Genomic DNA, 23,482 nt, shown 5'->3' on the forward strand with positions numbered 1-23,482 from the left:
TGATTAACTTAACCATATCTTAACAGGTCCCCCTGATCCTCGTTTTGGGTTTATCCAAAAACACCCTCCCGCCTTACACACAATAGCACTTGTTCCTGGGTGCAGTGTCGTTAGTTGAAGCTCGTTTTTATTAACTGGGCCTAAACCAATGAAATACCTTTTACTACTTATTACACTTCTCTGCTTTAACCTGGCCTTGGGGCAGAAAAAAGAGCATTATCCGAAAGGTTCACAGGCGTATTACCTGAAAATCGCCGATACCCAGCATACTTTGGCTACGATCACCGCGGCAACTGGAATAACCACTGCTTCCGTAGGTTTGATAATGGTTATGTCCCAGTTCGGGAAGGATTCAGGACCTAACGGTTCTGGCGGAAATGGCAAAATCATGGACCGGGGAGATATGTTGGGATATCTTGGCCTAGGGCTTATGGTGATTAGTATTCCCTTTAGGATCAGCTCAAAGATCAACTATAACAAGGCGATGTCCTTGACCTTCTTAGAGCCTATCTCTCCCCCACTTCAAACCGGTGGCCCAGCTTCAGGGCAAGTAATGTCTATCGCCGTCAAGGTTAAACTAGCCAAATGAAAATGATCTATAAGAAACTCATATATCCAAACCTCATCTTAAAATGATCAAATATGGAATTGAAAATCATTTTATTCCCAATTCTATTCTTTGCCTTGCTTTCCACCAAAAACGAAGCACAAACCAGTAAAGATATCCAGGGCACCTGGCGGGTTGTTACTACCACCATTAAATACCCCAATGGTGATGATTTCAAAATGGATAGTTCTACCCACAACCTGACCAAAACCATTACCCAAAACAGAATTATTTTCACGGTCTACGACCGGAAAACCGACAGTCTCCTGATCACCGCCCAAGGAAAGGCAAGCACCAAAGGCAACTACCACCATTAAATACCCCAATGGTGATGATTTCAAAATGGATAGTTCTACCCACAACCTGACCAAAACCATTACCCAAAACAGAATTATTTTCACGGTCTACGACCGGAAAACCGACAGTCTCCTGATCACCGCCCAAGGAAAGGCAAGCACCAAAGGCAACCAGTACACCGAGCGCTTTGAACAGTCATCAGACAAATCCATGATAGGAGAGCCTTTAGTGTTCACTTACATAGTCCAAGGGAACAAGCTGTCTTATGAGGGTGGACATAAGGGCATGCATATTGTGGAAGTCCTTAGAAGGATTGAATGACGCCAGTGTCATAAGACGACACCAACCCAATAGCCAGGCTACAGCAGGCAACAAGCCAAAGCAAAGCTCTGCTGCAGCGTACGCTCACAATTAAGTTCCGAGAATGGATTCTAAAACTACCCTCTTATCAAAGTAGCCAATCTACCTCCGTTTTTTACTTCATTGGATAGGGTGTCTTGTGCTAGTAAAACGCAAGGCATGATCTTTACACCTTAATACTTTATAAATGTTTATAAATCAAATAATTAAATCAATATAAAGAATTGCAGCTTTTGATAATTACCAAGGTTTAAACCCAACCAGCTGCACTATAGAAGTGTATGATTCCCTCTTAATTAAACTGTAAGAATGGCGCAAAAAAATCCTGTATAAGAGTAAAGCCTTATTATGTATTTTATGAAAAAGATATTCCTATACATAAAACTTTCCCTTCCAATATTCATCCTGGGTCTTCTAACTTCTTGTGAGAATAGCGATGATGAATCAGAAAGGGTATACTTTGAAATGACTAGTACCACTTGGTATCGCTTTTCACCCACTGCTCCTGCCCCGGCGGTTGTTAACGGTACAACCTATACAAGTTTTGCTTACTTACCTGGCGGTGGCACCGGAACTGCTACAAACATGGGTAACATCACCACCTTCTTTAATCAATTGGCTTACACTTCTGATGCCACCGTCCCCCAGCCAGTTCCCGTAGGTACACTCCCTGCCTCAGTGTCCTTAATTCCAACCCTTCCTGTTTTAGGTGCGCCACTTCCCTTGATTCAGGCCGGGGATTTCAATGCCCTGACTTCCGCCAACACGATGCTTCAAATTCCGGCTTCAGATGGCTCCGGTAGAGTAATCAATTCTGTGATTTTCAATAGCAGCGGTGATGCCCTGTTTACTACCCCCACCAGTCCTTCCGTTATAACACCAGTTTCACCTACCAGATTGAATTTAACGGGCAAGTTAACTGTGGTGGGCGGTAGAGGTAAATTTGCCAATGCAACCGGTGATTTAGACTTAACGGTTTTCTTCAACCCCACTAATCCCAACGATGCGGGCTATAACGTTGAAGGTTGGATTGAATACTAAATTTGAGACTGGTCTTCTTTAGATTTCGTCTTGTCAAGTGGCTCTCCTGACCTTCACCGGTGAGAGAACTGAATATGGAATCGAATTCAATTTTAGCGTTTGTGAAAAATTGGGATAAAACTCCAGTAAGCAGAAAGCCCCTCCTATTCTTGTTAGGAAGGGCTTTTTGCCTTGGAACCTCTTTCAGGAACCGAAGCCAAAAACTTCTCCTCTCTAAAGTTGATATGCGTTAAAGTTAGAGTAAATTCGCTTTGTATAAAGCTCCCGTTTTGGAGCCAGTTTTGTAAAAAAGACCAGGAAATGAGAATCTGTGTAGTTCAGACCAAACCAGTTAAGGGAGACATCCAAAGAAATATTGACCAGCACTTGCGGTTGATAGCCCAGATACTGCCCTCAAGACCGGATATCATCATTTTCCCGGAACTTTCCATTACCGGATACGAACCAGGGCTGGCCCAGCATTTAGCTACTTTGCCGGAAGACCCCAGGTTTGACATCTTCCAGCATACCAGTGACACCGCGAACGTGACCATTGGAATTGGAGTCCCCAACAAAACAGAGGCGGGGATTTGTATCAGTCTGGTGTTCTTTCAGCCTCATCAGCCGAGGCAAACCTATTCTAAGAAATACCTGCACGCAGATGAGGAGCCATTCTTTGTAGGGGGCCAAAACAACATCAGCTTTCTTAGTCAAAACCCCAAGGTGGCACTGGCCATTTGCTATGAGGTATTTGTTCCAGAACACGCTCAAGATGCCTCCCGAAATGGAGCAGAAATCTACCTAGCCAGCGTGGCCAAATCAGTGAAGGGCATGGACAAAGCCATACAGAGAATGACCGATGTTTCTAAGAGTTATGGCATGACCATAGGTCTGGCCAATTGCGTGGGCTTCTCCGATAATTTTACCTGCGGCGGTAAATCATCTATCTGGAATAACCAAGGCGAACTGCTGGGTCAACTCAACGGAACCGAGGAAGGCTTCCTGATGCTGGACACCATTACCCAGGAACTGGTTCAAAGGCAAATCCCTGATCTGGCCGTTCACCAAGCCTAAGTCGATTAACCCAACGCAAAAGCTGGTTCCTAGATTTAAATTGGTCCTTTTCGTGGTAGGAACTAGCGACAAGTTATGGCAGTTCTGTTTTTGGTATGTTTTTCTCTAAACAGCCTAAAAACAGAACTGCTCTAAAATCACAAAAGCTCCAAGCTTATTCCATTCACCACAATTCTCTTGCTTCTTTGAAAAACTAGTTGGCGTTCACCTGAAAAAACGCCTTGAGGTTCTTGTGCTTGCTTCATTGATTTCCATTTTTCTTTTGGGCAGCACTTCTTCAAAGGTGATTGAACAAAAGAATGAGTTTTATTCAACCACTTTAAAACAGAGTACAGGATTTTCCAATTTTTATTATAGTTTTAGTTTCAATAAGGGAAACTATTGCTCTGATAAGGAGTACTCATGGAGATTAGGCACGGGAACCTTCCAGTTTACAGTCTTCAGGGAGTCTCAGACCATTGCCCACCAGGATTAGCGCTCAACAGGATTGTGTATTTGGTTTTATTGTGTATTTTAGGTGGGGCTTGGTCCGCAAGAACCTTTAGCAGAGCAAAGCCAGGTACCCGGTGCTTCTTCCTTTTAATCTGGGTAAATGATTTAAGGGCGGAGTATAATAAAATCCCTTTTTTTACGATTAATAACAAGAGGTTCATACACTTAAGAAGAAAGAACATTTGATATAACTATTACCACACTCCTACATCTGGATCAACTTTAGAAAGGCACTCTGTTTCTGGATTGGCAGACGGAATAGTTCTGTGGAATTTCCTTCTTCAACATGTTTACCTGTATTTGATGTTGTTTACTTATTCCAGAAAACCGAATGCATTCATTCAAAAGCTATCTGCTGATATTTGCTATATATCTCTATAGCTCCTCTTTCCTTTTAGGGCAAACCACCCCGCCAACACCTTGTGGGGCTGCCATAACCCCTCCGGCTCAAACAACAGTCTGCTCTGGCACTCCCCTGACCGCCACTCCTTCCGGACAGGGTTTTCTGTACCAATGGCAAAAAGACGGGGTCAATATTCCTAACGCTAACCAAAGCACTTTTCCCTTGGAAGAGTCGGGCCGCTATACGGTTATTGTGAGAGGGCCTTCCTGCGCCGCAGATACGTCTGATGCCGTGACCATGACGGTGAACAAAGAGGAAGCAAAGTTCACGGTGGAGAAACGCGAGCGCATGATGCCCCAGAGCGCCGACACCTGCGGTATCCCGGTAAAGGTAACGTTGAAAAATGAGTCAACCCCAGCCACCGGCTTAACCTACGCCTGGGAAATCACCGACAGCAGCGACGAGCAGGTTCCCACCACCGTGGCTAAATTCATTGAAGGCACCGATTCCACCTCTGAAAACCCCATCATCCAGTTCAACCTGAAAGGTAGTTACACCATCAGGCTCCGCATTAAAGGCGCTTGCTTTGATCCAAACAACCCAGATGGTCCAGAAGATCCAGTTGATCCGGATAACCCAGACCAGGAATCTGATGGCCGGTATGTACACGAAGAGAATGTAGTCATTGTGTATCCGCAGGCTAACCCTCAGGCAATTAGTGAATGTGAGGACCTTTCTCCCAATGCTCCACCGTTGACCATCAATGGAAGTCAGTTAATAGGAAGTCAGGACGGAAAACTGGATTACAACTTAGGCACGCTTAGACCTGGGTCCATTCAATGGACGATTGTTTCTGGAACAGGGGCTACCATCAGTGACCCTACCGCTGAAAACCCAAGGTTTACTTTCCCCAAAAGGGGCTCTTATGTAGTGTCCTTAGTATATGCAAATGAGTGCGAATTCTCTGATGTTTTACAGGGACCAACACTCATCAACATAGACTTCACCCCTCTGCCAGCCAAGCCATTCTTACAGGTAACTCAGACTTCAACCTGCGCTGGCGGTACCTATGAGATTGCGCCAAGCCCTAATGACCCTACCAAACTCTACAATTTCTATTCTTCAGCTACCAGCACCACTCCGCTAAACACCAGCGGACCAGTTCCCTCCTATTTTGCGGGTCCGGTAACCAGCAGAATGGTATTCTACATCACCGCCGTGGAGAATGGCTGTGAAAGCCTGGAACGCGCTGAGTTTACCATCAACATCATCCAGCAGGATATCCAGAACACCATTGGCACGGCGCAGACCATCTGCGCTGATACCAAACCAGCTGCTTTAACCGGGAACGATGCCCGGGTAGGCACCAACCGCCCTATCTACCTCTGGGAAAGCCGTACCGAAGGCGAGACCGAGTTCTCTCCTGCAGAAGGCCGCAACGACCAGCAGAGCTACTCCCCTTCTGAATTGTCGCAAACCACAGATTACCGGCGTACCGTAACCTTTGAAGGTTGCGAAACACCAAACCTCAGCAATGTGATCACCATTGAGGTTCTACCGGTGATTGACCCAAGTGAAAACACGATTGAGGTTGACAGAGCTTTGGTTTGCAGAGGAGACGCACCCACCTTCAGCGGTAACCTGCTCTCCGGCGATATTGAATACGTTTGGCAAAGCAGCACCACCAGCGCCACTGCTGGCTTCGTGGATGCCGCTGCCGCTTCTGGCTCAGATAACAAAAATGGGGCATCCTTTACCCCTGCCTTCGTGTCGCAGCCCACATGGTTCAGAAGAGTGGCCAGATACAAGAACTCCAACTGCGGGTTTGTACCATCGGCGGAAGCCATCAAAATTGATATTGAGGAATTGCCCCAGGCGCCTATTGTAAAGTCAGCTGATGTGAGTACCTGCCAGGGAAGTTCTGCAACGCTGGAAGTGCTGCCCGCTACCGGTAACTTCACCTACGCCTGGTACACGGAGGCCACTGGCGGCACGCCTATCGGGTCTGGTTCACCTTTCGCCACGCCACCATTAACTGGTAATGCTACCTTCTACGTGGAAGCCATCAGTGCCAATGAATGCGTGAGCGCCCGCCGTACTGCCGTAAGGGTGACTGTTGCCCCAATCTCCGCCAATGCCGGCAGAGACACCACCATCATTCAGGGCCAGATAGTGCAGTTGAATGCCACCGGCGGTAACACGTACAAATGGACCCCTACCACCGGACTGGATAACCCTAACGTGGCCAATCCGCTGGCCTCCCCGTCTGTGACCACTACTTACACGGTGACGGTTTCCAGTGGAGCCGGCTGCGAGGCGGTAGATGATGTTACCATTACCGTTCTGCCGCGCATTGTGATTGTGAACACGTTCAGCCCTAACCGCGATGGCATCAATGAAACCTGGGAGATCCAGAACATTGAGAACTTCCCGGATGCTACCGTGGAGATCTTCAACCGCTACGGCGCCCAGGTATTCAAGTCAACCGGGTACAGCCAGCCTTGGGATGGAACCCATAATGGTAGTCCGTTGCCACTGGCCACTTACTACTACATTATCCGGTTGAAGAAAGATGAGAAGCCATTCACGGGCAGCGTTACCATTATCAAATAAAATCAGATGAAGAGAAAATTAGGCGCTTTTTTGGTTCTGCTGCTCCTGACTGCCCCGGCCTGGGCCCAGCAGCGGCCGCAGTTTAGCCAATACATGATCAATAGTTATTTACTTAACCCGGCCATTACGGGCATAGAAGATTACACCGAGGTAAAGATTGGGACGCGTCAGCAGTGGGTTGGCCTGGAAGGCGCACCCAAAACCTATCATATCAGCGCGCATACCCCCCTGAACAAGCAGGTCTCCAGCGTGCGGAACGTAGGCAAGGGAATCACCAGCACCCGTACCGTAAACCAGAACCGGTTTGTGCGGGCGTATCCGCACCACGGTGTGGGGGTGCAGGTCATCAGAGATGAAACTGGTCCGTTGAGCCGCACCAATGCCAACCTCACTTACGCATACCACTTGCCTATTACCAAAACCATTACGGTGTCAATGGGCGCCAGCGCGGGCATTCTACGCAACAGCTTTAATCCCAGTAAAGCCACATTCACCAACCCCAGCGACCCCGCTATTGGCAGTGATTACGTGAACCGCAACTACTTTGACCTGGGTGTAGGTACCTGGATTTACTCGAACCAGTTCTTTGTGGGACTGTCTGGGGCCCAGCTCCTGAAAAGCAAACGCGACCTGAACCCAGAACAGGAAGACGAGCAGTCTAACAATGTGCTGCAAAAGCATTTCATTGGTACCGCTGGTTATAAATTCAACGTGGGCCGCGATGTTGTTCTGATACCCTCCATTCTGGCGAAGTTCACCAGCCCCAGCCCTTCTACCCTTGATTTTAACCTGAGGGCCTTATACGCCGACCGGGTGTGGGCAGGTGTCTCTTTCCGGAACCAGGATGCTTTCGCCATCATGACCGGGGTGAACATCAGTACCATTATGGACCTCAGCTACTCCTATGACTACAACACCTCCGAGCTGAACATCGCCAACTCGGGCACCCATGAAGTAGTCCTGGGACTTAAGCTCTTCAACAAAGGCAAAGTAATCTGCCCCAGATGGATGCATTAAATCCTACTTCTTATTCATAAACAGCAGAGGCCCTATTCTGAAGAATGGGGCCTCTTTTGCTTTTGGCCTGTTTTGCTGAAAACAGCCTATAAACAACAGCAAGGCCGTGCCTTCATTTCAGAGGTTGCAGTTTACAATGGTAGAGACCAGGCACCGCCTTGTCTCTGCTTTTGCTGAGAATGTAAAGCAATCCTTGGCGGTTATCTATCCTCTGTAGCGCAAGCTGTTGGATATTGAAACGTCTTTGTCATCCCCTACTCCCTTCAAAGGGGGACGGAATGCGTGTCCTTAGGATAAACCGCCGCCGTTGTTGGTATTATCACACACAACTGAAACAGCGCTCTGCACCGAACAGGGCAACCACAAGGGATTGCCCCTACAAAACAAAAGCCCCGCTTCTCAAGGGAGAAGCAGGGCCTTTATATCTTAGCTGAATCTGACTTATGATTTTACAGCGGTGATGGTTTTGATGGTGCCATCTGGCTGGTGGGTCAGTTCGGTTACTTTCACGTTACGCAGGTGCGTTTTTCCAGAAGTCTGCGTGTCATGGTAGAACAGGTACCACTTGCCTTTGAACTCAACTACGGAGTGGTGGTTTGTCCAGCCTTCAACTGGGTTCAGGAGCACTCCCTTGTAGGTGAATGGTCCGGTTGGTGAGTCGCCGATGGCGTAGGCAATGTTGTGGGTGTCTCCGGTGGAGTAAGAGAAGTAGTATTTGCCGTTGTACTTGTGTACCCAGGCAGCCTCAAAGAAACGCTTGTTGTGCTCAGTGGCTGGGAAGGGCTTGCCGTTCTCGTCCAGAAGCTGCACATCCTTCACCGGGCCTTCAAACCCTAACATATCGGCGCGCATTTTGGCCATTTTAGGTGCCAGGGCATTGCCGGAGGCTGGCTCAGGAGCGGCGGTAGAGTCATATTTGCCAGTGGCCCAACGCTGCAGCTGTCCGCCCCAGATTCCCCCGAAGTACATGTAGGCGGTACCATCCGTATCGGTGAAAACGGCCGGGTCAATGCTGAAGCTACCTTCAATGGGTTTAGGCTCGGCTTTGAAAGGACCGGTAGGCGAAGTAGAGGTAGCCACCCCTATTCTGAACACGTCCTGCTTGTCTTTTACCGGGAAATACAAATAATACTTACCATTCTTGAAAGCGGCATCTGGCGCCCACAGCTGGCGCTTGGCCCACGGAATGTCTTTGATGTCCAGGGCTACACCGTGGTCGGTGACTTTACCGTTGATGTCGTCCATGGAGAAGATATGGTAATCGCGCATGTCAAAGTGATCACCGTTATCGTTCTCAGGAGTGCCCGCCTCAATGTCGTGCGAAGGGTATATGTAGATCTTTCCGTTGAAAACGTGCGCCGAAGGGTCTGCGGTGTACATGCCAGGGATGAGCGGCTGCGACAGGTACTTGGAAGAAGCGGTGTCTGCAGAAGCAGTGGCGCCACTTTGTCCATCGGCAGTTTTGGATTCTGCTCCACCCTGCTTTTGACAGGCGCTGGAGAAGGCAGAAGCGGCAACAAATACCAAAGGCAGGTATTTTGCGGTTCTAAACTTTGTCATCTTTCGTTTTAGGTTTGGATTGTTCTGGTGAATATAGGCAAAACTCCTGCCTCTTCGCAACCGATTTCAATAAAATAAGGCAAAAACGCCATACCCTCTCCGCCAAGCCAAACCAACTCTTTTACACCTGTCCCTAGCATGTGCAATTTTTCCGCCGGCCGCCTCTAAACTGGAAACTTCCTTCTTATGGCCCACCCCAGAAAGCAACTGGCCATTCTTCCCTCCTATTGAGATCACTTGGCCGGAAACGGGATTTATTACCTCTTTTAAACAAACCACAATCCATAGGAGCCGTATCCAATAGCTTCTTCAGGTTTATGATAAGGCTTTGTAAGTAAATATTTTACGCCTTTTTCCTTGAAAAAAGGCCCAAAACGATGGTTAAATAAAAGTGCATTTTTCAATACTCATTTCCCTCCCAGACAACCTTACCAGAAATAAACCTCGTTTAAGAAAGAAGTAAACAAGACACCTCTATAAATTAATTTACGACTATGACTTCTAAACACCCCAACCTCAATGTAACCGAGAGCTTTGAAGAATCCATTGTTTCTAGTATTGAGGAGTCCATAGAGGCTGAAATTGAAGAGGAAGACGTTGCCTCCAGGAGAACGGAAAACCCCATCCCCAGGGTAGTCCTCCGGCCCAACACCTATTCTTTGCTGGATGGGGAATGGAAATTCTCCCTGGACCAGGAAGACCGCGGTATCAGGGAGGGCTGGTACCTGGGGCACAAATACGAACACACCGCCAACTGGCCCGGCTCTGTGGAAGAACACATGGCTAAAACCAAAGGAGAACTGGAAAGTACGCCCGCCTGGCAAGACAAACTCATTGCCTGGTACGAGCGCGAGTTCACCCGTCCAGAGAAACTGGAAAGCGGCGGGAAAAGAATTTACCAGATCACTTTCGGGGCCTGCGGTTACGAGACCAGGGTTTGGCTTAACGGCCGCCTGCTCACCGACGTGGAAGGTGGCGACGTGCACTATGGCGAATACAACTCCTTTTCCTTTGAGATAAACGAAGACCATCTGCTGCCGGTGAACTTCCTGACGGTGCGCATCTCGCACAGCATGGACGCCGAGGTACCCCGCGGCAAACAGGAATCGCACGTGTACAAGCGGGGCGGTATCTGGTACCAGACCTACACCGGCGCCGTAAGAAGCGTGTGGCTGGAGACTGTGGAGCGGAACCGGTTGCGGTCCAGGGTTGGGGTACAAGGGTTGATTGAAGACTCCCTGGTGCGTTTCAACTTCACCACCCGTATTCAGGACCCGGGGCAGTACACGCTCAGGCTGAACATCTTTGAGCGCGATGCTCCCGATGACGCCACCCCCATTGCTACCTCAGACTATGAACTCAGGTTGGAGGCCGGCCAAAGGTCACAGTACGTGGTCATTGAAGTACCCAACGCCGAGCTCTGGAGCCCCGAGAACCCGCACCTGTATAAATTTGAGGCCCAGTTAATTGATTCCTCCGGCTACGCCTCTGAGATTGCCGGCCACTTTGGCTTGCGCAAGATTGAAGCCCGGGGCCGTCACCTGTACCTCAACAACCAGGAGATCTACATAGACGGCATCCTCTACCAACCGGGTACCGCTACTTACGAGGAGATGAAACGGCACATGTACGCCATGAAGGAACTGGGCTGTAACCTGGTTCGGGTGCACATTGCCGGAATTGACCCCCGCATTTACAACCTGGCAGATGAAATGGGCATGCTGCTGTGGGTAGAAGTGCCCAGCCCGCACTCCTCTACCCGGCGCAGCCGCGAGAACCACAAAATAGAACTCCTCCGGATGCTGGCTCTTATTGAGACCAACCCCTCGGTGATCATCTGGAGTCTGTACAACGAGGACTGGGGGGCCCAGGACATCGCCACGAACCCCGAGACCCGCCAGTACATCATGGATACCTACCACTTCATGAAAATCAGGTATCCGCAGTTCCTGGTAGTGGACAATGACGGCTGGCAGCACATCTCCTATGAAGGCAAGCTGAAAACCGATCTGTTGACCGCGCACTTATACACGCCTAAGCTGGGCAAATGGAAAAAGCTGCTGGATAAGTTGACGGCCGGTGAGATGGAAGGTGTGGCGGTATTGCCCCTGGTGATTGGTGACCAGTATTTCTACCGCGGCCAAACGCCACTGATCGTGAGTGAGTGGGGCGGTTTCGGGTTCTCAGACTACGGGGGGCCCGAAGGTTCTGAGGAACGGACCCAAAGAATCCTGGACTTTAAGCGGGAACTGCGCAAGCGCCGCATTGCCGGTGATGTGTACACGCAGGCCACGAACATTGAAGAAGAAAAAAACGGCCTTATTGACTTCCATACAGGGGAACTGACCGTGCCGCCCGGGATATTAAGTACCAAAGGCAGCGACTTCAACGCCAAGCCCAGTAAGCGGCTCCTGAAGAAAAAGAAAAGTGAGTAGTCCATGGTGACTTAACCAATGGAAATGAACCTGTTTAGGAGGCGTTTTCTAAAGAACTCCTCCTAAACAGGTTTTTTGTGTGATCCCCTTAAATTTTTCCCCTAATTAGCCTTTAAACATTACCGCTGGTAAATTGTCTTTCCACTATCCGTCCAACCTAAAAAACAACAAGATGAAAAAACTCCTGATTTTACTTTTCTGCGTGTGCACCCTGCAGGCCTGGGCGCAGGGACTTGCCCAGCCAGACCGCATAAAAACCGAGAAAGGTGACCTGGTGATCCAGCCGGTGACGCACGGCACCGTGGTGTTGCAGTGGAATAACAAAACCATCTGGGTAGATCCTTACGGCGGCGCCCAGCTGTTCACCGGCCTCACCGCCCCAGACCTTATCCTCATCACCGACATCCACCCAGACCACCTGGACCTGAAAACCCTGCAGGCGCTGCCCACCTCCAAAGCCACCATCGTGGCCCCCCAAGCCGTGGTAGACAAATTGCCCGAGGCCATGAAAGCCAAAGCCAAGGTGCTGGCTAACGGCGCTAAAACAAACCAACTTGATATTGACATCACCGCCGTGCCCATGTACAACATGCCTGAGGCAGCGGATGCCATGCATACCAAAGGCCGTGGCAACGGCTACGTCCTGAGAATCGGGAACAAGAACGTCTACCTTTCCGGTGACACAGAGGACATCCCCGAGATGCGGGCCCTTAAAAACATTGATGTGGCGTTTGTGTGCATGAACCTGCCCTACACCATGGATGTAAGCCAGGCGGCATCTGCAGTGCTTGAGTTCAGACCCAGGGTTGTTTATCCTTACCATTACCGCGGCCAGGGCGGCCTCAGCGATGTGAATGCCTTTAAAACCCAGGTAGACGCCGGCAAGAAAAACGTAGAGGTGCGGCTGCGTAACTGGTACCCAGAAAACAAAAGCTAAGTCTTGAGCAACCTGTCTCCTTGCGCTATGAGGAAGGATTTCGTTTTAAGGCAATATTCACTAAAACAGCTCTAAAAAGCAGAAGCTGGTTTCCCGGGATTAAGGAAAACCAGCTTCTGCTTTTTTGCTTGTATAGGTTTACAGGCGGTTGTAGTCGGTTTCTTCAGAATCGGTTTCTGAGCTGTCCAGGGGCTGGTCGTGCATTCTCAGGCCGTTGGCGCTGCCGTCCATGGCATCGTAGCTACCTTCGTACTCAAAACCGGGGCCCTGTGAGATAGACTCTTTTTCCTCATGGTCGTTGGCGCCATAACCGGTCAACTCGTTCCCGCCAATGTGCAGGTTCTCCAGTTTGTCTTTCTGGTCATTGCGCTCGGTGTCTCCGTTCACGTTGATGTTGCGCTTGGCAGATGGGTCTGGATGGTTCCCGGGCGCGTTCCGCTGATGATACTCATCGTTTATATTGTTGGCGGTATTTGCTTTATCTTTATCGTCGCCGTTGAAAATATCTGAAATAGCCATAGTCTAAAAGTTAAGTTATACGCCTGTTTACGAGGACAAAGGCAGGTGGTTTACAGCCAAGGCGCCCGGGACTTAATTAAACTGGTTTACCTATAAAAAAAGAGGGCCTGCCGCAGCAAGCCCTCTTTCATTTGTTTTTATCGGGGTAAAAGCTTCTTAGTGCTTTTTACCTTTTTTCTTTTTACCGCCTTTGTGGCCGTGGCCGTGTCCTTTGCCGCCTTTTTTCTGCTGGCCTGGCGCATAGTCGCGGGCAGATTGGTCACCGTTGACCTTTTTGGCTTGGCCCGGAGGAAGCCCCCTGGTAGAGGTTCTGCTCTCGCCAAAGATTACCCCCGGAAAGGAGTCTGAGGTTCTCTGGCTTTTGGAGGTACGGGTGCCGGATGGGTACCTGGAACTGCTGGTGTTTTTAGAGCTGGAGCAGGAGGCCACAGTCGCCAGAACAAACACTAATAAAAAGAATTGTACAATCTGTCGTTTCATAATTTCTTTCGAATAGCCAAACGTTTGGAAACTCGGCTGCAAGTATAAAGCCAATTATTTTAGGGAGAACCTAAATATGGCTATTTTTAAAAACAAACCCGGAAACGTTATCATAGCGACGGTTGTTTCATCGTTACAGAAAGGCACACCGCCTTATTTTCAGGGTACTACAAGATGGCTAGGCTGGCTTTAATTTTTACCATTTTTTTCATGGGTTGGCAGACACGGGCGCAGGTTACGCAGCCCCAGAGAAATGCCGTGCCCGCCGGCGAGGTAGTTTCCGGAGCCCCGATTATTCCGGCGGCCCAATCCAGAACTGCTGAGGGACTGGCGCAGTTTTTAAGCAGCCACTATAAAACGCCGCAGGAAAAATTGAAAGGCCTGTATGACTGGCTGGCCACCAACATTGCCTATGACGTGCAGGCCCTGGCCAGAAAACCCCTGTATTATGAAAAACAAGCCCTGATCGCGCAGACCCTGAGCTCCAGAAAAGCCCTTTGCCAGGGCTATGCCGAGGTGTTCCAGGAGGTCTGTGCTAAGATGGGCGTTCCGGCCTACGTAGTGACCGGGTTTGTCGTGCCCAGGGGCATGTCCCAGCCTATGACGCACGCCTGGTGCGCCGCCCAACTGCAAGGCCAATGGTACTTGTTTGACCCTACCTGGGGCGCGGGCGTGGTGGAGAAAGGCGTGTTCATCTCCCGGGCCAACACCCGGTACTTCATGGTATCGCCGGCCAAGATGATCCAGACGCACATGCCGTTTGATCCGCTGTGGCAGTTACGGACGCAGCCGCTAACCTACAGTGAATTCATCTCCTCCAGGGGTGCTTTGCCCAAACCCAAACCGGTTTTTAAGTTCCTGGATACCCTGGCTACCTACAGATCTGCTACAGAGAAAGCGCAATTGACGGGCACCATCCGGCGGATGTCTTCCAACCCTGTGATTCCGGCGGTGGTGCTGGACCAACTGAATCACCTGAAGAAGAACCTCTCCGTCATCAGGGAAAACGAAACGGTAGACGCGTACAATGCGGCCGTGAACACCTTCAACGAGGGCATCAACGCATTGAATCAGTTCATCAGGTACCGCAATAACCGCTTTCTGCCGGCCCGGTCAGATCAGGAGTTGCGGCTGATGGCCAGCAGCTGCGCCGGAAAGTTCAGTGAGACCAGGCGGCTGCTCCAGCAGGTGAACCCAGCCGACAACACCAATCTTTTTCTTTCCTTGCAGAACATGGAGGTTTCCCTGGAGAAAGCCGTGGCCATGGTGCAGAAACAGGAGCAATTCCTCCACCGGTACCTCAGCACCCCGGTGAAAAAACGGGATGCCCTTTTCTACAAGCAAGCTTTGGCAGACCGCCAATAGTTTACCAGATTTGTTCATTTCCCATTGTGATGAGGTGATGGGTTTAGCGGCTGTTTTACTGAAATCAGCCGCTAAACATATATCAGAAGTTTTGTATATCTTGGCTATCACATCCTTCCACCAACCACACAAACATGAACAAAATCATTTCCCGGCGCTCCCGGCTGTCGGTGCTGCTGCTGGCTTTGTCGCTGGCCGGTCCCGCCGCCATGGCCCAGGGGGCCAAAGACCTCAACGTCCCCTACCAGCGCCCAGCTGAGTCTATTGCCAAACTGATTGAAGCCCCGGCCACGCCCTCGGTGCTTTTTGATTCCAAGGGCGAGTGGATGTTGCTCATGGAGCGGGCCGGCTACCCGTCCATTGAAGAAGTGGCCGCGCCCGAGGCCCGCATAGGGGGCCTCCGCATCAACCCGGCGGTAAACGGCGCCAGCCGTGGTACTTCTTTCCACAACCTCAAATTTAAAAAGGTCTCAGGCGGACAGGAGTTCAACATCCAAGGATTACCGGCCAAAGCCAAAATCACTGATGTCACCTGGTCTCCGGATGAAAAGCAGATTGCCTTCCTGAACACAATAGCCAACGGCATTGAGCTGTGGGTAGTAAACGCTGCTGACAGAACTGCCCGCAAACTCACCACCGCTACCGTGAACGATGCCTGGGGAAACGCCTTCAGCTGGACCCCGGATAGCAAAAACCTGCTGGTGAAACTGGTGAACCCCTCGCGCGGCGAAGCGCCAAAAGCTAACACCACGCCAATAGGTCCAATTATCCAGGAGAACCTGGGCCGAACTGCTCCCTCCCGCACCTACCAGGATCTTCTCAAGAACCGCCAGGACGAGGCCCTGTTTGATTACTATTTAACAAGCCAACTCGTGCAGGTGTCCCTGGACGGCAAGGCAACGAACCTGGGCGAGCAAGGCATTATCCGGTCTTTCAGCATCTCGCCGGATGGGCAGTTTGTGCTGGTCTCCACCACGCACCGGCCTTACTCCTATCTGGTACCTTCCAGCCTGTTCCCCTACACGGTGCAGGTGTGGGACCGCCAGGGAAAAGTGGTGAAGCAGATCGCTGATATTCCGCTGGGCGAGAACATTCCCGTGGGCTTCAATGCGGTGGCAGCCGGCCCCAGAAACGTGAACTGGCGCGCAGACCAGCCGGCCACCCTGTACTGGGTAGAAGCCCAGGACGGGGGCGATGACAAGAAAGACGTACCCGTACGGGACATCGTCTACACCCAAACCGCGCCGTTCACCCAAAAACCAGTGGCGCTGGTGGGTACCAAACTTCGCTTCAGCGGCATTACCTGGGGAGACGATGACCTGGCCCTGGTGACCGAGCGCTGGTGGAAAACCCGCCAGGAGCGCCGCCTGCGCGTGAACCCAAGCCAGCCGGGCGCTGAGCCGGTGTTGCTGGTAGAACGCTCCTACGAAGACCTGTACTCAGATCCGGGCTCGCCGGTGATGACCAAGAACCAGTTCGGCCGCAACGTGCTCATGACCGATAAATCTGGTCAGAACATGTACATGATCAGCGAGGGCGGCTCACCGCAAGGTAACAGGCCTTTCCTGAGCAAATTCAACCTGGCCACGAAGAAGGCCAATATCCTGTGGCGCTCTGAAGCGCCGTATTACGAACTGCCGGTGGATGTCCTGAACCCGCAGAAAGGCCTGTTCATCACGCGCCGCGAGTCTGAGAATGATCCGCCCAACTATTTCCTGCGCCAGATCGGGTCTAAGAAACTTACCGCGGTGACCAAGTTCCCGCATCCGTCGCCGGAGTTGATTGGCGTAGACAAACAGCTTCTGACCTACAAACGCAACGACGGGGTAACGCTGACCGCCACGCTTTACACACCTAAAGGCTACAAGAAAGAGCAGGGTCGCTTGCCTATGCTCATGTGGGCGTATCCGCGCGAGTTCAAAGACGCCGCCAGCGCCGGTCAGGTGAAAAGCTCTCCTTATGAGTTCACGCGCATCAACTACGGTTCTCCCCTGTTCTGGGTAACCCGGGGCTACGCCGTGCTGGACCGCACCGATTTCCCGATTGTGGGAGAAGGAGACGCAGAACCGAATGACACATACGTAGAGCAGCTTTTGGGCAGCGCGAAAGCCGCCATTGACGAGGTGGCTAAAATGGGCATCGCGGACCCGAACCGGGTGGCGGTAGGCGGCCACTCTTACGGCGCTTTCATGACAGCTAACCTGTTGGCGCACTCAAACCTGTTTGCGGCCGGTATCGCGCGCAGTGGGGCCTATAACCGTACCCTTACCCCGTTCGGGTTCCAGGCCGAGGAGCGTACTTTCTGGCAAGCCCCCGAGGTGTACGCCAAAATGTCGCCGTTCAACTACGCAGATAAAATCAAGACGCCTTTGCTCATGATCCACGGCGAGGCCGACAACAACTCCGGTACTTTCCCTATCCAGAGCGAGCGTTTCTACAATGCCCTCAAGGGCCATGGGGCCACCACCCGCCTGGTGTTCCTGCCCGCCGAGAGCCACGGCTACGGCGCCAAGGAGTCAATTATGCACATGCTGTGGGAAATGGACCAGTGGCTGGAGAAATATGTGAAAAACAAGCCGCAACCGCAAACCATGCGGTAAGAATTAGCTTCCCTTGAAAAGGTGGTCTTTGGTAAAACATAGACCACCTTTTTTTGTTCTGCGTAATAAAACCTAGATTTCCACGACTAACCTTAACCGGGAAGCAGGAAAGAGAAGAACGGACCTGGACTATCCGTTGCAACAGACAAATCAAATGACAAAAGTAGAACTAAAGAAGCCCAACGGGGATGTTTTCCTCATTGCGGAGCGTATGCCAGACAACCTCTACATCCATGCCCAATGGATTGGGATTCAGACGCTGGACACCGTGATGCAGGGCGGCAGTCACTATATCAAAATGCTGCAGGAGCAACCTTGCTCCCGCTTATTGAACAACCACAAAGAATTGATTGGCCCCTGGGAAGTGGCAAACGACTGGATTGTAAGCTTCTGGACGCCCAAAGTCATGGAACTGGGCCTGCAGTATATGAGCCAGGTATTGGCCCCCGGTATTTACGGCAAAATGTCTTTTCACCACCTGCACCAGCACATAGGAGACAAGTTCCAGATCAAAATGTTTGAGGATGTGCCTCCGGCCCTGGATTGGCTTCTGACCGTGGGCAAAGAAAATCCCCTGCAGACTACTACTATTAGATAAGGCTTTTACTCCAACCGGAATTCACCTGTTGGAGTATTTTTTTGCTCCCCCTTTTAAGGCCGATTTCCTTAAAACACCCCCAAATCAAATTCTCACCCAATCTTTAACACCACATCCCCTCCCACCGGGTAACCCACGCAGGTTAACACCAGCCCCTGGGCCACTTCTCTATCTGTGAGCACCTCGTTGTAAGACATCCAAACTTTTCCTTGCAGGCAGGTTGCCGCACAGTTTCCGCAGCGGCCCGCCTCACAGCTGTACGGCAGGGAAAGACCGGCCTTTTTGGCGGCCTGCAGAATGGTATCAGGGTATTGGGCCGGGAGCTGATGCACCTGGTTCTGGTATTGAATGCTGACGGTATGCGGATCAGTATCTGGTGGGGTTTCTTTGGTAATGACTTTAATCGTGCTGAACGTCTCCTGCCGGATATTGGCTGCGGGTACTCCCACCTCCCTCAAACCATACAAACACAACCTTCGGTAGTTCTCAGGCCCACAAACATAACATATTATTTCCGCTACAGACACTTTGCTGTATTGGCGCACCAGGCTTTTCAGGAGGTCTTTGTGCAGCCGGGCTTCACTTAGCCTGGGTGAAATACTGAACAGGAACTTCACCTGGAACCGCTCAGGGTATTGCTCGGCCAGTTGTTTCAACTCCTGCAGAAAGATGGTGGTTTGGGGCGAGTGGTTGCTGTACACCAGAACCACAGAAACACCTTGATGCGCGTGGAGCAGGGTTTTGATCAAAGCGTAGATGGGGGTAATGCCGCTACCGGCCGCCCAGAAAAACACCTGCCTGTAAGGCGTCATGTCTTGAGGCAATGTAAAAAAACCGGCGGCTCCTATGGTCTGCAGGGTGTCCCCTACCCTGGCATGGTCAATCAACTGGCGCGACAGAAACCCGTTCTCAATCCTTTTCACCCCAATGGCCAGCGGTTCTCCTATAGCCGGCGCCGAGGTAATGGAATAAGACCTCCTGATCTCCTCGTGCTTGTTTTGCGCCACCAATGTAAGGTACTGACCCGGCAGGTAATCGATGACCTGGGCATCTTCGGCCCCGAATACAAAGGTTTTTACATCGGGTAGTTCTTCCTTTATCTGGGTAATGGTGAGGGAATGGTACGTAGAACTCATGCAGACGGCACTTTCAGATCAAATTCCTCTTAACGGATTTCACCGCCCCAGAGATAAGGCTTGTAACCAGTAAGGGTAGTTTTGGCTAAATTATCAAAAAAGAACCCCAAAGCAGCTTTCCCTCCATGGAAGGAAAGCTGCTTTGGGGTTCTGGCCTCAAGGCAAGCTGATCTTTGCTGTCTACAGGCAACCCAGCAAGATGCCTAACAACACGAAAACAATGATCCTAGCACCATGAGTTTAGATGCGTGGCAAGGCTTATCCGTTGGCATCTCCGTCTGATTTGGCGTCATCGTTGTTGATTTTCTTTTTGCGGCGGGGTGCCTGGGCCTTGTTGTTGATCTTACCGAACTTGTAGCTGGCGTTCACCCGCACCTGCCGGTTGTACAGATACATGGTGCTTACCTGCTCCGCATTCTGGGTTTTAAAGGTATTCCGCTGTTTCAGGGCTTCAGAGAATGGGTTATCAATGCCCACGCTGATGCTGCCGTTTTTCTTGAGAATGTCTTTTTTCACCGCGATGTTGTACATGGCCAACGCCGAGGCTTTGCCCTGCAGGGTCACCCGTCGGGAGTTGAACTGACTGAACACCTGCGCGCTGAACCCTCTTTCAAAGCTGTATGAGGCGTTGATGTTGGCATTGTACATCATGCTGGCGTTAGAGGCATTCAACAATGAGGTCTGACTTTCCAGGTCACTGTAGAAGATGTTGAGGTTGGTGCTGATGTTGCCTTTCTGCAGAAACTTGGTGCTTCCAAACAAACTCACCCCGTAGCTGGCGTTCCGCCCGATGTTCCCGAACCGCGTGTAGTTCACGCCTCCCTCCGTGGGCAGGGTGTAAGCCTCAATAGAGTTGTTCGTTTGCCGCCAGAAGAAAGAGGCATTCACTGAGGTGCCGCTTTTGAAGAAGGTGCTGTAACCCAGTTCATAGGCGTTGGTGATCTCGGCCCGCAGGTTAGGGTTTCCTACCTGAATGTTGAAGGTATCGGCGCGGTTCTCATAGGGGTTCAACAAGCCCAGTTGCGGCCTTTGGATGCGTTTGGTATAGTTGAACTTCACCGTCTGGTTGTTCTTGAGTGTTCTGGAGATAGCCAGGCTGGGAATGAAATTGCCGTACTTCTGCCCTACCGAGGTCTCTGAGGAGGTGAAGTCGCCGTCAATGCGGGTGTACTCATAGCGCGAGCCCAGCTTGAAGTTATACTTCTTATCCAGGCTGAACTCATACGAAGCATACGCTGCGCCCACGTTCTGGTGGTACTCAAAGATATTGGTGCGGCTTGGATCCACCACAAAAGGACCGGTGGCCGGATTGGCAAATAAAAGCTGGTAATCACTCTCGGCGTAGCGCAGGATGGCTTTGGTACCCAGTTCCAGCAGGTGCTTGTTTTTGAAGGGGTGCGTGTAGTCTACCTGAAAGGTTTTCTCCTCATTGTAGGCATCGTTCAGGTTTTGCTCCCGAAGGGCCAGTTGCTGGTCCAGGTTCAGGACATCGGCGAAATTGTTGTTCTGGCGGTTGCTGCGGCTCAGCAGTCCCAAGATGCTGAGTTCCTGGCCTGGTTTTTCAAATCTGCGGGTAAAATCCAGGTTGAGGTCATAGTTGGCGTTGTCAAACTCATTGTTGTTGGTCCGGGTGTTGCCGCCCATCACCTCGCCGTTAAGAAACTGCGTGGAGACCTGCGAGGTCTTATAGGCGAACTCCGCGCTCTGCATCCTGAACCCCGCCGACACGCTGGTTTTAGGGCTCAGGTCATAATCCAGCCCTAATTGCACCATCTGGAAAACACCTTCCCGCTTGCCGTCCATGGTTTGGTGCAGCCGGTCAATCCCCGGGATGCCGTTGTAGTAGGTGTCCCGGATGCTCTCAGCAGGATTGTTCTTCCAGCTTTGACCTAGGGCCGTGGTCAGCCCGAATTTGCCTTTGCGGTAGTTCACATTGCCATTGATGCCTGTGTTCCGGTTGCCGTAGGTGGCATTCACCGTTCCGTTTACGCCTTGCAGGTTATTTTTCTTAGTGATGATGTTGATGATACCGGCTGTACCCTCTGCGTCATACTTGGCCGAGGGGTTGGTGATGATTTCCACGCTTTTGATCTGGTCAGAGGGAATCTGCTGCAGGGCATCGGCGATGCTGGTGGCCATGACCGCCGAGGGCTTGTTGTTGATCAACACCCGCAGGTTGGAGCTGCCCCGCAAAGCCACATTACCCTCCAGGTCTACCGTTACGCCGGGTACTTTCTTCAGGACATCACTGGCCGTGCCGCCCGCATTGGTGATGTCTTTCTCGGCGTTGTACACCATGCGGTCTACTTTGTCTTCCACCAGCAGCTTGTCTCCCTCCACGGCCACCTCGTCCAGCATCTTGGAATTGCCTTTGAGCGCCACCGCCCCAATGTTGATTTCATCTTTGTTGCCGATGGTGATGTTGTCTACCTCCCGGGTCTCATACCCCAGAAAGCTCACCGATATTTTGTATTGCCCGGCTGCCACGCGCCCCAGCGAGAATCTTCCCTTTTCATCAGAGACTGTTCCGTCCACTGTTTTGCCTGTGGTTTTGTCAATGAGGCTAATAGTGGCAAACTCCACCGGTTTCTTAGCTACATCATCAATGACCACGCCCGCTATTTTGCTGTTTCCTTTGGGGGTTGGCGCCGTGGCCACGGATTGAGGAGGGGCGAAATTAGGCTTGTTTTGCGGAGCCTGAGCAAAAGTAAAATGCGCAGCCAAGCCGCTGGCCATCGCCAGGAGTATAACGTTTTTCATGTTTTTATTTTAAGAGTTTAGTTAGATATCACTATTCAGAAAAAGCCCTGTATTCTCCCAGTTTGCCTATTTTATAAAATGTCTAAAAAGGCTGCAGGAAACCAGTACAGTAGGTGCTTTGCTATGGTACAAGGTTAGCCAGCACTTAGCGTTTCAAAAAGTAAATGTGATGAAAGACAGGAAAAATGGGATGAATGGCACTCACCCCCCGCCATGGGGATTTTTGAAGTAAAAATTTAGGCAAAGGAAATCCAGTAACATCAGGGAGGGATGAAGGCGCAATGGAGAAAAAAGCACGATACTACTGAAGTAACCAGGCAGCTTCTCCTTTTCGGTAAAAGGGTTATTTAATATTCTGTTTGGAGGCTAGTCTCTGGAAAACAGCCTCTAAACGCTGGGATGAACTATTTACTTTTATCTATTTAAAATCCGTTTTAAAAGAATCGGGTGGAAAACGAGAGCAGCGGGATTTTATCATTGGAAGGAAGTACCCAAACCAAAAAGCACCTCCTCCCCCTGATAAATACTATTTCTTACTTATGGCTGTTAGCGCTGATCCGGTAAATTCTGCTTTTGCGGTATTGGAGAACTTATATGAGAGCGAAGGAATCACCACATCAAACATATATAAAGAACTTTGATTCCTGATGTCCAGGTCAGCAGCATTGATCTTGTTGTCTTTCCTGATAATGAGCATACTGTTGCTTTCCGGAGTAGGGCCCAGTACTGCATTCAGTTTCCCTAGGTTGGTTTTGAACAGTTCCACCGCGGTAGCATGGTCCATCTTGATGTTCAGGCTGTCCTGCTTGAATTCTTCTAACAATACTTTTTTCAAACCATAAGGGTATACACTGGCCAACTCTTGTTGGGGCTTTCCCAGAAGGGTGTAACGAGAGGTAGTATTCAATGTCTTTAGGTTTGGACAGGAAACGTACACCACATAGCGGCCATTAGACCAGATACCCTTCTTTTCCAAGTTAACGTCAATCACCAGTTTCTGTCCTTGTTGCCTCACTTGGACAAGATCCAAGACCCGGTTGTGCAAAAACACCTTAAAAGGCCCCTGTACAACCTTCACAGATATTAGACTGCCTCCGTTCACTTCTAAGGCATTGAACCCGGTAAAATCCTTCTTCACAAAATTATTCAACGGATCTTTGTAATTGCCTTTGTCATATTCTGTTTTCATCACAAAATTAAAAGCAGTTAATGAGCAGAGGAAAAAGGCCAGAGCAGACACAATGAGAATATTACTCTTTTTCATGATCT

18 protein-coding genes are annotated in these 23,482 nt (G+C 50.5%); 12 read left to right on the plus strand and 6 right to left on the minus strand.

All coding sequences use genetic code 11. From position 1 onward, the window contains the following. Window positions 1–148 precede the first annotated feature (148 nt). The 7 genes from J3P34_RS13830 (at window position 149) to J3P34_RS13860 (ending at window position 7,823) form a co-directional block, all read left to right on the plus strand. Entirely contained in the window at window positions 149–589 is a 441-nt protein-coding gene (locus tag J3P34_RS13830) for a hypothetical protein (RefSeq protein ID WP_210489241.1), read from the plus strand. 53 nt (window positions 590–642) lie between these two features. Continuing rightward, the gene (locus J3P34_RS13835) at window positions 643–924 is read left to right on the plus strand and encodes a hypothetical protein (protein WP_210489242.1); all 282 of its coding nucleotides are present in this window, start codon (window positions 643–645) and stop codon (window positions 922–924) included. Window positions 925–949: 25 nt separating this feature from the next. After that, window positions 950–1,225 carry a hypothetical protein gene (locus tag J3P34_RS13840; protein ID WP_210489243.1) on the plus strand — a complete coding sequence of 92 codons (276 nt, stop codon included), beginning with the start codon at window positions 950–952 and terminating at the stop codon, window positions 1,223–1,225. 396 nt (window positions 1,226–1,621) lie between these two features. Further along, window positions 1,622–2,305, plus strand: a complete 684-nt coding sequence (locus J3P34_RS13845; RefSeq protein ID WP_210489244.1) for a hypothetical protein — start codon at window positions 1,622–1,624, stop codon at window positions 2,303–2,305. 300 nt (window positions 2,306–2,605) lie between these two features. Then, a complete protein-coding gene (locus J3P34_RS13850; RefSeq protein WP_210489245.1) occupies window positions 2,606–3,358 on the plus strand; it encodes a carbon-nitrogen hydrolase family protein in 753 nt (250 codons plus the stop codon). A 1,057-nt stretch (window positions 3,359–4,415) separates the two neighbouring features. After that, window positions 4,416–6,806, plus strand: coding sequence for a T9SS type B sorting domain-containing protein (locus J3P34_RS13855; protein ID WP_210489247.1), 2,391 nt, complete (start codon window positions 4,416–4,418; stop codon window positions 6,804–6,806). A 6-nt stretch (window positions 6,807–6,812) separates the two neighbouring features. After that, window positions 6,813–7,823, plus strand: coding sequence for a PorP/SprF family type IX secretion system membrane protein (locus J3P34_RS13860; protein WP_210489248.1), 1,011 nt, complete (start codon window positions 6,813–6,815; stop codon window positions 7,821–7,823). Window positions 7,824–8,264: 441 nt separating this feature from the next. Here the strand turns inward: J3P34_RS13860 and J3P34_RS13865 are convergent, their stop codons facing one another. Continuing rightward, the gene (locus J3P34_RS13865; protein WP_210489249.1) at window positions 8,265–9,383 is read right to left on the minus strand and encodes a glycoside hydrolase family 43 protein; all 1,119 of its coding nucleotides are present in this window, start codon (window positions 9,381–9,383) and stop codon (window positions 8,265–8,267) included. Between the two features lie 494 nt (window positions 9,384–9,877). Between J3P34_RS13865 and J3P34_RS13870 the strand changes: the two genes are divergently transcribed. Together J3P34_RS13870 and J3P34_RS13875 are read left to right on the plus strand one after the other, a co-directional pair. Continuing rightward, on the plus strand, window positions 9,878–11,818 hold the full coding sequence (locus J3P34_RS13870) for a glycoside hydrolase family 2 protein (RefSeq protein ID WP_210489250.1): 1,941 nt from the start codon (window positions 9,878–9,880) through the stop codon (window positions 11,816–11,818). 172 nt (window positions 11,819–11,990) lie between these two features. Further along, on the plus strand, window positions 11,991–12,755 hold the full coding sequence (locus tag J3P34_RS13875; protein ID WP_210489251.1) for an MBL fold metallo-hydrolase: 765 nt from the start codon (window positions 11,991–11,993) through the stop codon (window positions 12,753–12,755). A 138-nt stretch (window positions 12,756–12,893) separates the two neighbouring features. Here J3P34_RS13875 and J3P34_RS13880 read toward each other — a convergent pair whose 3' ends face one another. Beyond that, window positions 12,894–13,274, minus strand: a complete 381-nt coding sequence (locus tag J3P34_RS13880; protein WP_210489252.1) for a hypothetical protein — start codon at window positions 13,272–13,274, stop codon at window positions 12,894–12,896. Window positions 13,275–13,430: 156 nt separating this feature from the next. Continuing rightward, a complete protein-coding gene (locus tag J3P34_RS22165) occupies window positions 13,431–13,754 on the minus strand; it encodes a hypothetical protein (protein ID WP_246850217.1) in 324 nt (107 codons plus the stop codon). 210 nt (window positions 13,755–13,964) lie between these two features. Between J3P34_RS22165 and J3P34_RS13890 the strand changes: the two genes are divergently transcribed. From J3P34_RS13890 to J3P34_RS13900, 3 genes are all read left to right on the plus strand, one after another. After that, window positions 13,965–15,119, plus strand: a complete 1,155-nt coding sequence (locus tag J3P34_RS13890) for a transglutaminase domain-containing protein (RefSeq protein WP_210489253.1) — start codon at window positions 13,965–13,967, stop codon at window positions 15,117–15,119. A 134-nt stretch (window positions 15,120–15,253) separates the two neighbouring features. Continuing rightward, entirely contained in the window at window positions 15,254–17,719 is a 2,466-nt protein-coding gene (locus J3P34_RS13895) for an alpha/beta hydrolase family protein (RefSeq protein ID WP_210489254.1), read from the plus strand. A 154-nt stretch (window positions 17,720–17,873) separates the two neighbouring features. Further along, on the plus strand, window positions 17,874–18,317 hold the full coding sequence (locus J3P34_RS13900) for a hypothetical protein (RefSeq protein WP_210489255.1): 444 nt from the start codon (window positions 17,874–17,876) through the stop codon (window positions 18,315–18,317). A gap of 92 nt (window positions 18,318–18,409) precedes the next feature. Here the strand turns inward: J3P34_RS13900 and J3P34_RS13905 are convergent, their stop codons facing one another. From J3P34_RS13905 to J3P34_RS13915, 3 genes are all read right to left on the minus strand, one after another. Next, window positions 18,410–19,453 (minus strand): ferredoxin--NADP reductase, encoded by a 1,044-nt coding sequence (locus tag J3P34_RS13905; protein ID WP_210489256.1) that lies wholly within the window; start codon window positions 19,451–19,453, stop codon window positions 18,410–18,412. A 258-nt stretch (window positions 19,454–19,711) separates the two neighbouring features. Then, window positions 19,712–22,213, minus strand: a complete 2,502-nt coding sequence (locus J3P34_RS13910) for a TonB-dependent receptor (protein ID WP_210489258.1) — start codon at window positions 22,211–22,213, stop codon at window positions 19,712–19,714. A gap of 526 nt (window positions 22,214–22,739) precedes the next feature. Next, window positions 22,740–23,477 (minus strand): head GIN domain-containing protein, encoded by a 738-nt coding sequence (locus J3P34_RS13915; RefSeq protein ID WP_210489259.1) that lies wholly within the window; start codon window positions 23,475–23,477, stop codon window positions 22,740–22,742. Window positions 23,478–23,482: the final 5 nt, after the last annotated feature.

Origin of the sequence: Rufibacter aurantiacus (genome assembly GCF_017916345.1) — a bacterium.
In the GTDB taxonomy this organism is placed as follows: Bacteria; Bacteroidota; Bacteroidia; order Cytophagales; family Hymenobacteraceae; genus Nibribacter; species Nibribacter roseolus.